The sequence below is a fragment of the Cupriavidus sp. 01L45 genome, from assembly GCF_056399885.1.
In genome coordinates, this window is the sequence record NZ_JBFTSG010000011.1 from 40,601 (window position 1) to 54,119 (window position 13,519).

At 66.3% G+C, this 13,519-nt stretch carries 11 protein-coding genes; 10 read left to right on the plus strand and 1 reads right to left on the minus strand.

Translation table 11 applies throughout. From position 1 onward, the window contains the following. Window positions 1-12: 12 nt before the first annotated feature. A complete protein-coding gene (locus AC1DT6_RS09715; protein ID WP_477114646.1) occupies window positions 13-3,918 on the minus strand; it encodes a LuxR C-terminal-related transcriptional regulator in 3,906 nt (1,301 codons plus the stop codon). Window positions 3,919-4,234: 316 nt separating this feature from the next. On the opposite strand from AC1DT6_RS09715, the gene AC1DT6_RS09720 reads away from it, so the two are divergent. From AC1DT6_RS09720 to AC1DT6_RS09765, 10 genes are all read left to right on the plus strand, one after another. After that, window positions 4,235-4,633, plus strand: coding sequence for a hypothetical protein (locus tag AC1DT6_RS09720; RefSeq protein ID WP_441629693.1), 399 nt, complete (start codon window positions 4,235-4,237; stop codon window positions 4,631-4,633). Continuing rightward, window positions 4,630-5,220, plus strand: a complete 591-nt coding sequence (locus tag AC1DT6_RS09725; RefSeq protein WP_441629692.1) for a DUF2889 domain-containing protein — start codon at window positions 4,630-4,632, stop codon at window positions 5,218-5,220. Before AC1DT6_RS09720 ends, AC1DT6_RS09725 begins: the two co-directional genes overlap by 4 nt. A 111-nt stretch (window positions 5,221-5,331) precedes the next feature. Continuing rightward, complete coding sequence (locus AC1DT6_RS09730) at window positions 5,332-6,498, plus strand: thiolase domain-containing protein (RefSeq protein ID WP_441629691.1); 1,167 nt, start codon at window positions 5,332-5,334, stop codon at window positions 6,496-6,498. 32 nt (window positions 6,499-6,530) lie between these two features. After that, complete coding sequence (locus AC1DT6_RS09735; protein ID WP_441629690.1) at window positions 6,531-6,929, plus strand: Zn-ribbon domain-containing OB-fold protein; 399 nt, start codon at window positions 6,531-6,533, stop codon at window positions 6,927-6,929. Window positions 6,930-6,975: 46 nt separating this feature from the next. After that, window positions 6,976-9,075 (plus strand): acetate--CoA ligase family protein, encoded by a 2,100-nt coding sequence (locus tag AC1DT6_RS09740; RefSeq protein WP_441629689.1) that lies wholly within the window; start codon window positions 6,976-6,978, stop codon window positions 9,073-9,075. Between the two features lie 517 nt (window positions 9,076-9,592). Further along, window positions 9,593-10,423, plus strand: a complete 831-nt coding sequence (locus AC1DT6_RS09745; protein ID WP_042885517.1) for an SDR family NAD(P)-dependent oxidoreductase — start codon at window positions 9,593-9,595, stop codon at window positions 10,421-10,423. A gap of 87 nt (window positions 10,424-10,510) precedes the next feature. After that, window positions 10,511-11,500, plus strand: a complete 990-nt coding sequence (locus tag AC1DT6_RS09750) for a Bug family tripartite tricarboxylate transporter substrate binding protein (RefSeq protein WP_477114647.1) — start codon at window positions 10,511-10,513, stop codon at window positions 11,498-11,500. A gap of 167 nt (window positions 11,501-11,667) precedes the next feature. Continuing rightward, on the plus strand, window positions 11,668-12,600 hold the full coding sequence (locus AC1DT6_RS09755) for an SDR family oxidoreductase (RefSeq protein ID WP_441629688.1): 933 nt from the start codon (window positions 11,668-11,670) through the stop codon (window positions 12,598-12,600). A gap of 28 nt (window positions 12,601-12,628) precedes the next feature. Continuing rightward, window positions 12,629-13,072 carry a MaoC family dehydratase N-terminal domain-containing protein gene (locus AC1DT6_RS09760; protein WP_045238236.1) on the plus strand — a complete coding sequence of 148 codons (444 nt, stop codon included), beginning with the start codon at window positions 12,629-12,631 and terminating at the stop codon, window positions 13,070-13,072. A gap of 13 nt (window positions 13,073-13,085) precedes the next feature. Continuing rightward, on the plus strand, window positions 13,086-13,505 hold the full coding sequence (locus AC1DT6_RS09765; RefSeq protein ID WP_045238235.1) for a MaoC/PaaZ C-terminal domain-containing protein: 420 nt from the start codon (window positions 13,086-13,088) through the stop codon (window positions 13,503-13,505). Window positions 13,506-13,519 lie beyond the last annotated feature (14 nt).

A 13,519-nucleotide genomic window follows, 5' to 3' on the forward strand; every position in this document is an offset into this window, starting at 1 on the left:
CAGTTGCGCACGTCAAACCGCCAGCGCGCTGCCCGGTTGCGACGGCGCCAGGTCGCGCAGCCGCGCTGCAGCCTTACCCCGGCCGTTGACACCGAGCTTCACGTAGATGTTTTTGAGATGCCATTTCACCGTTTCGGGCGACACGTTGAGCACACTCGCGATCTTCTTGTTCGACATGGCCTGCGCCAGCAGCCCGAGAACCTCGCGCTCGCGCTCGCTCAGCATGGCGATGGCCCCCGCCTGCGCCGAGGTACCTGGCGGCGCAGGCGCGGCCGTTATGGCAGCCGTCGGCAAACGGCGCGCGTAGAAAGCAAGCACGGGGTCGTCGAGCCCCTCACCGATGAGTGCCGCGAACGATGGTGCAGCACCGGCCGTCGCGTCGAGCAGCGTGCGGATCAGCCCCGAACCGTGCCCCGTCCGAAGCGCCCGCACAAATGCAGCGCGCGCACCTGCGCTATTGCCTGCTGCATGGCGTGCCAGCGCCGTCTGCAGCCACAGTGTGGCGGACCGGGCGGGCCGTGCTTCGCTTTCCAGTATGAGCCGAGCTTCGAGGCGTGCCGCCGCGTTCGCATAGTCGTGCGTATGAAGCAACATCTCGATCCCGGCCTGTGCAGCGATACGGGCGACATGGGCGGCTACCGTGCCGGGCTGGCCGGCGTAACGCTGCGCAAGCTGCTGCACGCGCTGGAGCACCGCATTGGCACGTTCGGTCTCACCGAGCTGAAGATGCCGGCTCAAACGCAGCAGCAACGCCTCCGCCAGCAGGCGGTCGATCCGATAGCGCACGGCGTAGGCTTCGAGCCGATCCAGGCACGCGGTGGCCTGCGCCCGCCGCCCGGCGAGCCAGTACGCCCTGGACAGAACTGTGAACGCTCGCAGTACCACATCGGGCAGCGACACGCGCTCGAGCATTGCGATGCGCGGCTCTAGCAACTCGCATGCGCTGTCATAGTCGTTGAGTTCATAAAGGATGTCGGCCAGCAAACCGGCGGCCATGCATGTCAGTCCGAGGAAAGCGGGGCCGCGGCGCTCGGCCTCGCGCAGCACCACGCGGGCACTCTTGGCCGCGTGCTGGATCTCGCCCTCCAWCGCCAGGCTCATCGCGGTGATATAGCGGCCAAACATGCTGCTGCGCGGCACATTGCTGCGTCGCTCGGTATCGCTTTGTAGGCGGCGCGCCTCTTTGTATTCTCCGCGCAGCAGGAAGTACCACGACAGCACGTTGCTGCGGCAGGTCCACCAGAGATCGTCTGCCTGGGGCGGGATCGCCCAGAGTTCGGGCAGTATGCCGATGATCGTGTCGATATCATCCAGCTGCACCGCGCGGCCGGCGCGAAGCAGGCAGACGACGTAGGGGTGAACGGTGTCGGTGCGGTCGCACAGCACTGCGAGCCGCTCCAGGCTCTGTTCCAGCCCGTCCACGTCGCGCATGTAGAGCCGCAGGAACGCCACCAGCGCCAGCAGGCCAAAGCGGCTCTGCACCTGGTCATCGGGCAGCCGGCGCATCAGCGCCAGCAGCTGCGTCAGGTCGCCGCGCTTGAGCAGGTCGTGCCCGCTTGATTCCACCATTGCCGCGGCGGCAGCCGCCTCGCCCGCGCGCACGGCGTGGTAGACGGCGTCGCCGAGCTGGCCGCGTCGGTCGAACCAGCGCCAGGCGGCGGCATGCAGCGCGCGCGCCTCCGTGGTGACGCAGGCAATGTCCGGATCGCCAATCCTGCCGTTATCCGCGGGCTCCAGCCTCGCCAGCAGCGTTTCTCGCAGCAGCGGATGGATCCGATACCACGCCTCGCTGTCGCCGCTGCCCACCTGGGTGATGAATTGGTTGTCGGATTCGAGCCGGGCCAGCCGCGCGGCGATGCGCGACGGGGTATCGGTCTCGCCCGGCATTTCCGCGCACAGGTTGGCGCGGAAATGAGGGCAGACGGCCATGCGCGTGAGCATGGCGAGGTCATCCGATGCCATCAGGCCCAGCACCTCACGCTCGAAATACGCGGCGAACATGTGCGGGTCTCTTGCACGTGCGAACGGATAGTCACCGCCGTGCCGTTTCCGCAATTCCACGGCGAAGAGCTGCAGCCCCGCCACCCAGCCATCGGTCAGCGCGTGAAGAGCCGCGGCGTCGCGCGTCGACACCGCACCGACCTGGTCATGCAGAAAGCGTGCCGACTCCTCCGGCGTAAAGCGCAGGTCGTGCATGTCGATCTCGGTCAGCAGCCGTTGAGCGCGCAATGCCTCGAGCGCTAGGGGCAGCGCGCTGCGCGAGCTGAACGCAAGATGGAGCTTTGGCGGCGCGTAGTCGAGCAGACGCTGGAGCGCACGAAAGATGCGTGTGTCAGTGAGGTGGTGCAGATCATCGATCATCAAAACCAACTCGCGCTCGCGCTGGTCTAGCGTCTGCACCAGCGTAATGACCCAGTGTTCGATCGCGTTGTCGTCCTGGCCGGTGCCGGTCAGAGCTTCCGCGTTGCGCGCGATGGCGGGATCCGCCTCGGCCAGGCTGGCCAGCAGGCATTCGAAGAATCGTGCGGGCGCGTTGTCTTCCACGCCCAGCGCCAGCCAGCTCACGTCGAAGCCCAGTGAGATCAGCCCCTTGCGCCAAACCATCAACGCGCTTGTCTTGCCCGCGCCGGCCTGGCCTTGGATCACCACGCAGCGCTGCCGGCGCGCGTCCAGCAGCCGGCTCATCAATCGCTCGCGCGGCAGCAGCTTGCGCACATGACGCGGCGGCAGCAGCTTTGCGCTGGCCACGGCTTCCACCGTGCGCGGGCGGACCCGCGGCACTGCTGGATGCAATACCAGCGAAAGGACTGGCTGTGCGGTGGCGCGCGGCGGCGGCGATGGCTGTATCGGCGCTTGGGCACGCCCGCGGTCGATCATAGGCCATGCGTGCCCTGCCGGCGCCAGGTCGGCGGCATCGACCGGCTCTACCAGGCCGACCACATCCACTTCGCAATGGAGGGCCGCGTCAGCCCCGCGCACCCAGTCGAACGGCCGCCGCGCTTCATGCTGTCCTACCGCCGCAAGCACCTGCGCGACGCTTCCCGGCAATCCGCCGGACGATTCTCGCAGCAACGCCTGGACGCCACGCAGCCAAGCGGCGTGGCCCGCCACGAAGCGCACGGTCCAGCGATGGCCGGCCAGCACCTCCTGTACCTTGGGATGCTCGTGCGAGAGAGGGTTGTCAGCCAGAATCAGCAACTGGCGGCCAGGCGGCGCGTGCGGCGCCAGCCGGCGCAGGAAGGCCAGCCAGCCGCCGACGCGTCCGGCATCGGAATCAGGCGCGGTAGCGGCGTCGAGCATCTTCAGCGTGGTCAGGAACGACACCCCCATCGTGCGGCGGAAAGCTGCGCTGTTGCGCTGGTTGGCTACGGCAAATGTCGGTTTTCCGGCGGGAGCGCCCGCCTCCATCGCCACGGCCACCGCATGCTCGGGCGCCGCGAGGTAGAGGCCGACGATCTCGGCGGCGTGCAGTTTATCGGCCGTGCCGGACGGTAACGCGGCAGCGGCGGTTCGATCCGGGCGGGCCGGCAGGCCGCTGGCACGCCAGTGGCGCGACACGCAGGCCGAGCTAACGCCCAGTTCGGCGGCAAACTGGCGCGCGCTCAGTGTTCCGGGCTCGGCATCGCGTGCCAGCGCCACGAGACGAGCGACGTCCATCCGCACCGGCGGCGCACCGCGAGGCAGATCCCGTTCGATCCCGGCCAGCCGCGACACGGCATAGCGGTCGCGCCAGCGCGCCACTTGTATGCGCCCTACGCCGACCTCGGCCGCGATGTCCTTGTTCTGCCATCCTGCGGCAGCCAGCAGAATCATGCGCGCGCGCTGGGCGAGCCGCGCGTTTCCCGAACCTACCGCAGCGAGCGCCTCGAGTTCTGCACGCTCGGTGTCGGTCAGCACGATGTGGCAAGCGAAACGCATACGTGGTGTTCCTCCTTATTGCTGGCGGCCCGTCAGAAGTACCATCTGGCCCCGCCCCCCGTATGTCCCGTTGCTACGGCGGGCCGTACGAGCCTAATATTCGTCGAAGCCTTTGGCGCAGGTACTCTTGCTGCCGGGGCAGACTACCAAGGATTCATGGGGAGCCAACCTAGCCAGAATGGCGAGCGCCGGCTCGCATAGTGATGTCTATGGAACAAAACACGGGGTCAACTCGGTAAAGGTCGTGCCGTTTTCTCGTATCCGCTGCTGAACCGCACCCATCCATGCCCCACGTCCTCCCCCCGCCCAAGCACTGATGGACCTGCTCCACGAGGTGCGGCAAGTCAGCCGCCAACTACAGGTAGCCGCCCGGCGCTGCACGCGCGGAATCACCTATGCCGACGCGCTGCGGGATCTGATCGACGACCGCATGCAGGGTGCCGATCGGCGCGCGCGAATCATCTGCTACGCGTCGGCGGCGGACCTTGGCGTCCACGTTGAACTGGCTGCCGAACACGCCCGGCAGGCGATGACGGGGGGCTCGGGTTTCCGATGCGCGTGCTGTTCTGGGCCGCCTACCGACGTATGCAGTCGGGGCGGCAACGGCGGCCGGGCGCCTGGCCCCGGCCTGACTGAGAGCCAGAAGCGACAAGCGAAGACATTCACCGGTGGGCGCCTCATTGACTACACCGGCACAGGAGATACAGCCACATGACCCTTCCCACCCGCAAGCCCCTGCATAGGCGGCAGATCACCTGCACCGCCTACCTGCGCGACGACGGCGTGATCGACATCGAAGCAGAGTTGAAAGACGTCTCGCCCGACGGCACGCACCTGCTGTTCAAGCAGGTGCCGCCCGGCGGCGCCATCCACCATATGCACGTCTCGGTGACGGTGGACATGGACCTCGTGATCCAAGACATCACCGCCCGCATGCTGAGCGGTCCGGCCGGCAGCTGCCCCGAAGTGGAACCGGCCTACGATGCGCTGCGCGGCCTGGCGCTGCGCGCGGGCTTCCGGCGCATGGTCAAGGAGCGCGTGGGCGGCGTGAAAGGCTGCACGCACATGACCGACCTGCTTGGCCCGATGGCCACCACGGCCGTGCAGAGCCGCTTCGCGCTCGACCGTGCCCGGCGCAATGGTCGCATGCCTGGCGATGAAGTCGGCTTCATGCCTAAGCCGGCGCTGATCGAGTCGTGCCACACCTATCGCGCGGAAAGCGCCGCCGTGAAGGTCATCTGGCCGCCGCACCGCCGCGTGCGCGACGCCGACACCCCAACCCAGGACTGCGCGCCCGCCTGAAAAGCGCTTCGCCTGCCCCGTGACAGCGCGAGCATGGCCGTGCGGGCCGGGCCCGCTCTCGTCCGCAAAACGTTTCATCCCCCGCCAACGTTTCGATTGAAGGAATCAAACATGAGCATCAAAGGCAAGGCATATATCGTCGGTGCCTATGAACATCCGACCCGCAAGGCACCGGACAAGTCAGTGGCCCAGCTTCACGCCGAAAGCGCGCGCGGCGCGCTCGAAGACGCCGGACTGACGCTGGCCGACGTTGATGGCTACTTCTGCGCCGGCGATGCACCCGGACTCGGCGTGCTGAACATGGTCGACTACCTCGGCCTGAAGCTGCGCCACGTCGACGCCACAGAGACCGGCGGCTCGTCGTACCTGGTGCATGTGTCGCACGCCACGCAGGCTATCGCCATGGGCAAGTGCAACGTGGCGCTGATCACGCTGGCCGGCCGCCCACGCTCCGAGGGTTCGAGCGGCACCAAACCGCGCGCCTGGGGCGCCAACATTCCCGACTCGCCCTTCGAGTTGCCATACAGCCCGGCCACCGTCAATTCGTATGGCATGGTCGCCATGCGCCATATGCATGAATATGGCACCACGCCCGAGCAACTGGCCTGGATCAAGGTGGCCGCGTCGCACCATGCGCAACACAACCCCCACGCCATGCTGCGCGACGTGGTGACCGTGGAAGACGTGCTGAACTCGCCGATGATCTCAGACCCGCTGCGCAAGCTCGACTGCTGCGTGGTGTCCGACGGCGGCGGCGCACTCATCGTCGCCCGCCCGGAGATCGCGGCCAAGCTGAACCGGCCGAGGATCAAGGTGCTGGGCGCGGGCGAGCATGTGAAGGGCCAGCTAGGCGGCCATGTGGACCTGACGTGGTCGGCGGCCAAGGTTTCGGGCGCCGCGGCATTCGCCGAAGCGGGCGTGGCACCCGGGGACATCAAGTACGCATCGATCTATGACAGCTTCACGATCACCGTACTGATGCAGCTCGAAGACCTCGGCTTCTGCAAAAAAGGCGAAGGCGGCAGATTCGTCATGGACGGCAACCTGATCTCCGGCGTTGGCAAGCTGCCGTTCAACACTGACGGGGGCGGTCTGTGCAACAACCACCCGGCCAATCGGGGCGGCATTACCAAGGTAATCGAGGCCGTGCGCCAGTTACGCGGTGAAGCGCACCCGGCCGTGCAGGTCAAGAACTGCGACCTAGCCCTGGCCCAAGGAACCGGCGGCCTGCTTGGCTCCCGCCACGGCAGCGCCACGCTGATCCTCGAACGCGAGTAGTCCACCTCACACAATGCATCCGCGCAATCCATATGAGCACTCCATACACTCCCCAAGTTCTGACGTCGCCCGAACAATCGCCGGAGAACGCCGAATTCTGGGCGGCTGCCGGCGAAGGCCGCCTGCTAGTGCGCCACTGCGAGCGCTGCGAAAAACCGCATTGGTATCCGCGCACGCTGTGCCCGTTCTGCATGGGCGAAACCTATTGGAAGGCGGCGTCCGGCCGGGGTACGATCTATTCGTACAGCGTCACGCGCCGTGCGGGCCCCACCCCGTTCTGCATGGCTTATGTCACGCTCGAGGAAGGCGTGACGATGATGACGCGCATCGTCGATTGCGACCTCGATACCGTGCGCATTGGCCAGAAGGTGCAGGTGACCTTCACGCCCACCGACAACGGCCCCCCCATGCCGACGTTCAAGCCGCTCTGATGTCCGCCTCCAACCGCCCTCGCAGATACACGCACACAACGCAGCCATGACCACCCTGTCCATTCCAGATTGCCTGCTTCACCCGAATTCGGTCGCCGTGATCGGCGCTTCCGACGATCCGATCCGCATTGGCGGCAGGCCAATAGCCTCGATGCTTGCCAAGGGCTTCGCTGGCCGCATCCTGCCGGTCAACCCGAACCGCGCTACGGTGCAGGGCCTGCCGGCCTATCCGTCGGTGGCCGCGCTTCCCGAAGTCCCGGACGTGGCGATCATCGCCGTGCCCGGCGAGCATGCGGTCACAGCGGTCCAGGCACTGGCCGACCGCGGCACGAAGGCGGCCATCATGTTTACGGCAGGCTTTGCCGAGGTCAACGATGAAGGCGCGGCCACGCAGGCTGAGATGGTTGCCATCGCGCGCCGGGCCGGCATGCGGCTGCTCGGGCCCAACACGCTGGGCATGGTCAACATGCACAACGGATTCGTTGGCAGCTTCTCGGGCTTTGCATCGGCGACCGGGTCACGGCCCGGCCGCGTGGGCATCGTCAGCCAGTCCGGCGCCTATGGTAGCCATTTGGTCACGTCGGCCATGGAAGCGGGTGTATTCCCGTCCAGCGTGGTCATGACCGGCAACGAGGCGGACCTGAACGTGGCCGATATCGTGCGCCTGTTCGCCGCGGACCCCAACACCGACGTGATTGCCGTCTACGCCGAGGGCATCAGCGACGGCCCGGGCCTGATAGAGGCATTCCGCGCAGCGCATGCCGCGCGCAAGCCCGTGGTGATGATGAAAGTGGGCCGCAGCGAAGTGGGCGGGGCCGCTGCACGTTCGCATACCGCATCGATTGCCGGTGATGACGCCGTGATTAGCGCCGTCCTCGACGAGCTGGGCGTGGTGCGGGTGCGTACCACCGAGGAAATGCTCGACATCCTGCGCCTGGCGGGGCGCCGCATCTTCCCGGCCAACAACTCGCTGGGCGTGGTGACCGTCAGCGGCGGCGCCGGCGTGATCGTCTCGGATGCCGCCGAGGAACTCGGCATCCCGATGCCCGAGATGCCAGCCGCCGCACAAGCCCGCATGCGCAAACTGCTGCCGATCTGCGCCGCACGCAATCCGGTGGACGTGACTGCCCAGTTCATCAACGACACCACGCTGGTCACGCCGTTCACGGAGTCGATGATGGCTGAAGGGGGCTACGCCACGCTGCTGGCGTTCTTCAGCTACGCGGCGGCCGTACCGGGCGTGGCCGATTCACTGCTGCAGCAACTGGGCGACGTGCGCAAGCGCTATCCGGATCGGCTCTACGTGCTGGTGGCCCGTGGCGATCCGACCATCCTCGCTCGCTTCGAGGAAGCCGGCTTCACGGTGTTCGGCGATCCGAGTCGGGCCGTGACCGCCATCGCCGCGATGGGCCGCTTCGGTGAGGCATTCGCAGGAAACACGTTGGCACCGGTGCCCCGGGTGACCAATGTCACGCTGCCGCGGCAGGCGCCGACCGAAGCGGAGGCCAAGGCGCTGCTGGCGAAAGCCGGCATCCCGAGCGCGCCTGAACGCGCTTGTGCCGACATGGAGGTTGCTGTGGCGGCCGCGCGCGAGATCGGATTCCCGGTCGTGCTAAAGATCCTGTCGCCCGACATTATTCATAAGTCCGAGATTGGCGGCGTGCTGCTGAACGTGGCCAACGAAGGCGCGGTGCGTGAAGGCTTTGCGCTGCTGCTGGACCGAGCCGCCAAGGCCATGCCCGACGCACGCATCGAGGGTGTGCTCGTGGCCAAGCAGATGAACGGCGGAGTGGAGTGCATCATGGGTATCAACCGCGACCCGGTGTTCGGCCCGATCGCCATGTTCGGGCTCGGTGGTGTGTTCGTCGAGGTGCTCAAGGACGTGGTGCTCCGCCGCTGCCCGTTCGGCCCGGACGTGGCCGAACAGATGATCCGCTCGATCAAGGGCGCACCACTGCTGCTCGGTGCGCGCGGACGGCCCGTGGCGGACATTGCCGCGCTGGCCCAGGCGCTGTCGCAGTTGTCCGCATTCGCCGTTGCCGCGGGCCCGCGCCTGCAGTCGATCGACCTGAACCCGGTGCTGGCCATGCCGCACGGCCAGGGCGTCTACGCTGTGGATGCGGTGATCGGGGTGGACCCTGAGTGATGAGTGGCCTCCTCTCCGGGGTGTTGAGCGTCGAGGGGAGAAATTGGCCGCGAGCGTCAGCGCTCGCGGCACCCGTTGTCAATCAGTTACGGCTCGTATCGAGCGCCTCTGCGTTAGCGAGGGCCGGCGATCCGCCATGCCGAACCTCCACCCATGCCTGTGGGCCGGCCGGTGGTCGGAGAGAGCACAGCAGCGAGCCCGTCCATGGAGACTGGCGAGCGGCCTGTCGATCACGCAAACGGGCAAGCCGCTCGGCTATGGCGAGGTCTCGAACCTCATTCGCGCCAATCGTCACTGAAAAGGCACCGCGCCGCACCAGCAGCGCAATCGGCTCCGCGAGATGCATTAGGCACCCAGAGTCTTGGCGACGCTGCCCTGCCGGGCCTCGCTTACCTTTTGGCCCGTCCTACACCGTTCCCGTTGCCCACCACTCGCCAATCCGGGTAGTGCCTCAGCGCGTCGCGCTTGCAATCATTAAGCCACGCGATACGCGGACCCCACACTACGGAGAGTGTTCATGAGCAGGAAGCTGGAAGGCAAGGTTGCCATCGTCACGGGATCGGGCCGGGGCATTGGCCGCGCGGTAGCGCTGAAGTTTGCGAGCGAAGGTGCCAGGGTGATCGTCAACGATCTCGACCAGGCACCGGCCGACGAGGTGGTGGCCGAGATCGTGAAGACGGGCGGCACGGCTGTTGCGTTCGCGGGCAGCGTGGTGGCACCGGACTTTGGTTCGAACATCGTCAAGCTGGCACTCGACACATTCGGCGCGGTAGACATCATCGTCAACAACGCAGGCTATACCTGGGACAACGTGATTCAGAAGATGAGCGACGAGCAGTGGGATGCGATCGTCGATTGCCACCTCAAGGCGCCGTTCATGTTGCTGCGCGCGGCACAGCCCTATTTCCGGGAGGCCAGCAAGGCCGAGGCAGACGCTGGGCGCGAAGTGTTCCGCAAGGTCGTCAACATTTCGTCGGTCTCGGGCACGCAGGGCAATGCGGGCCAGGTCAACTACTCTGCTGCCAAGGCGGGCGTGATCGGCATGACCAAGACGCTGGCCAAGGAATGGGGCCGCATGAAGGTCAATGTGAACTGCGTGGCGTTCGGCGCCATCGAAACGCGCCTGACCCAGTCGACCACCGAGGACAAGACCGTGCAGGTGGAAGGTCGCGAGATCAAGGTGGGGGTGCATCCGGACCGCATCGCGGCAGCCGGGCGCGACACCCCGCTTGGCCGGTTCGGCACCGCCGAGGAAGCGGCCGGCGCGGTATACATGCTCTGCATCCCCGAATCGAACTACGTCAATGGCCAGACCATCATCTGTGGCGGCGGACGCGGCGGCTTCTGAGCGCGCGAAAACAGCAAGACAGCACGCGACGTTCCCGGAGCTTCCGCGGCACGTCGCTACCATAACAACGACACGGAGACAACGCCCATGACGAATATCGACAGAGCCCGACGCGCCCTCGCCTGGCTGGCGACCGGCGTCRCCATCACGCTGATTCCTGCGGGCGGTAGCGCCCTGGCACAGGGCTATCCCGAACGGCCGGTAAAGATCGTATCGCCCACGAGCCCCGGCACGGGCGTCGACGATTTCTCGCGGTTGCTGGCGAAGCACCTGACCGAGAAGCTCGGCAAGCCATTCTATGTGGAGAACCGCCCAGGCGGCAATTCGATCATCGCCACCGACTCTGTGGCCAAGGCAGCCCCCAACGGCTACACGCTGCTGCTGGCACTGTCGAGCGCCATGTCGGCCAACCCATTCCTGTTCAAGCAACTCCCTTACAGTCCCACGCGCGACTTCGTTCCTGTTGCGCGCCTGAGTTCGCTTCCTGTCACTGTAGTCGTCCCGGCCACCTCGCCGTACCGCACGCTTGGGCAGYTGATGGCCGCTGCGCGCGCCCAGCCCGGCAAGTTGAACTACGGCACCAGCAGTTCAGGCTACCGTGCGATGCTGGCGGCCATTAACGATGCCGGGAAAGCCAAGGCTGTCGATGTGCCCTACAAGGCCATGAGCACGTTGCTGCCCGATCTCATCGGTGGCGTGGTGGACTACACCGTGCTCGAGATTTCGGCGGCCGTGCCGCTGATCCAGTCAGGAAAGCTGCGCGCGCTGGCGGTCTCCAATACTGCCCGTGTCCCGGTAATCGCCGACGTGCCTACGCTGGCCGAGGCGGGCATGCCGGAAGCAACGGTCATTGGTTGGGTTGGACTTGCCGCCCCCGCGGGTACGCCCGCCGCCGTGGTGGACAAGCTCGCGGAGGCGGCGCTCGCGTTCGTCAACACGCCGGAAGCCAAAGCGCATTTCGCACAACGAGGCACCAGCGCCTATCCGCTGGGCCCGAAGGCATTCGCCAGCGCACTGGTTAGCGACCAGGCACAGTGGCAGCGCGTGATCTCAATGGCGGGCATCCTCGCCGAGTAGCGCGCCAGGCGATGCCGCTCCCGGCACGCCAATCGACTGCTCCATCCGGCTAGTGCGCCCTGTCTTGCCGCTGCAAATAATGAGGCACTGCGTATGCCGCGGCCCGGTGCCGGCGGCGTGCGCAACCGCACAACCCAATCTTGTGTCAACCAATGAAAGGAAGAGCTATGCAACAACTCTGCAAGGACCGCGTCGTTGTCATCACCGGCGCCGGTCGCGGCCTGGGCCGCGAATATGCGCTGGAATTCGCCCGCCACGGCGCGAAGGTTGTCGTGAACGATCTCGGCGCCTCTGCCGACGGTTCCAGCGTGGTTGCCGGTCCGGCACAGGATGTGGTGGACGAGATCCGCGCCATGGGCGGAGAGGCCATCGCCAACAATGCCGACGTGGCTGACTGGGACGGCGCCGGCAGCATGATCCAGAGCGCGATCGACACGTTCGGGGGCCTCGACGTGGTGGTCAACAACGCCGCCATCCTGCGCGACCGCATGCTCGTGAACATGCCGGTGGAAGACTGGGACGCCGTGATGCGCGTCCACCTGCGCGGCACGTTCGTGCCGATGCGCCATGCCAGCACCTACTGGCGCGACGAATCCAAGGCCGGCCGCCAGCGCCAGGCGCGCGTGATCAATACGTCGTCGTCGGCGGGCCTGTTCGGCAACATCGGCCAGACCTGCTACGGCGCGGCCAAGGCTGGCATCGCCGCCATGTCGAATATCGCCGCCGAAGAACTGAGCCGTTACGGCGTGACGGTCAACACAATTTACCCGAGTGGCGCCACGCGCCATACCGAGCACCTGCTCAAGAGCGGGCGGCTCAGCGTGTCGATCGACGCCGTGGAAGGCTTCGACGCTTTCGACCCGGCCAATGTGGCCCCGCTGATCGTCTGGCTTGGCAGCGAGCAGTCCGAAGGCGTCACGGGCCGCGTGTTCGGCAGCCGTGGCGGACGCATCACAGTGGCCGAAGGCTGGCATGCCGGCCCCCGCATCGAGAAGGCCGGGCGCTGGGAAGTGGCCGAACTGGGCGAGCGCATGCACGAACTGGTCTCGCGCGCCGCGCCGAGCGCCAACCTCGACGGTGTCATCCCCGGCCGCGCCTGATGGCGCAACCAGACCCACGGAGAACAAAATGCTCGACAAAAACCTGATCGGCCACAGCTTTGGCCAGCGCCAAGTCAACGTGGAAGAGTGGCCGGTGCGCTGGTACGCGAACGCGATCGGCGAAACCAATCCGGAGTACAGCAACGTGACCGCCGCTCAGGCCGCCGGCTTGCCTTCGCTGCGCGTGCCGCCCACCTTCCTGTCGTGCCTCGAAGGCTGGCTGTTCAAGACCTTCGACCTGCTCGCGATGGCGAAGATCGAGCCATCGCGCGTGCTCCATGCGGAGCAGCAGTACGACTACCACGCCCCGGTGCATGTCGGGGACACGCTGACCTACGAGCCAAAGATCGTCGATGTCTATGACAAGAAGGATGGCGCGCTCGAATTCCTGGTCAAGGAAACGCGCATTACCAACCAGCACGGCGCCCACGTGGCGGACTCGCGTACCGTGCTCGTACAACGCAGAGTCTGAAGGAGATTCCATCATGACGCAACGCAACCTCGCCGGCCTGAAGGTCGGTGACAGTATTCCGGACCTGCAACTGCCGGCGGTCAGCCGCCGCACACTGGCGGTCTACGCCGGCGCCTCGGGCGACCATCATCCGCTCCATATCGATTCGGACTACGCTAAGAAAAATGGCCTTGGCGACGTGTTCGCACACGGGATGCTTTCTGCCGCCTACCTGGGCCGTCTGGTTACCGACTGGGCCGGCCCCGCGCGGCTGCGCGGCCTGAAGATGCGCTTCACGGGCATCACGCACCTCTATGACGAGCCACGCTGCACCGGCCGCGTCACGGAGTGCTTCGAACACGCTGGCGAAGCAAGGCTGCGCGTGGAGATGCAGTGCGTGAACCAGAAGGGCGAGCAGAAGATCGTGGGCGAGGCCGTCGTCGCCGTGGTCTGACTTCCGATCCAAGC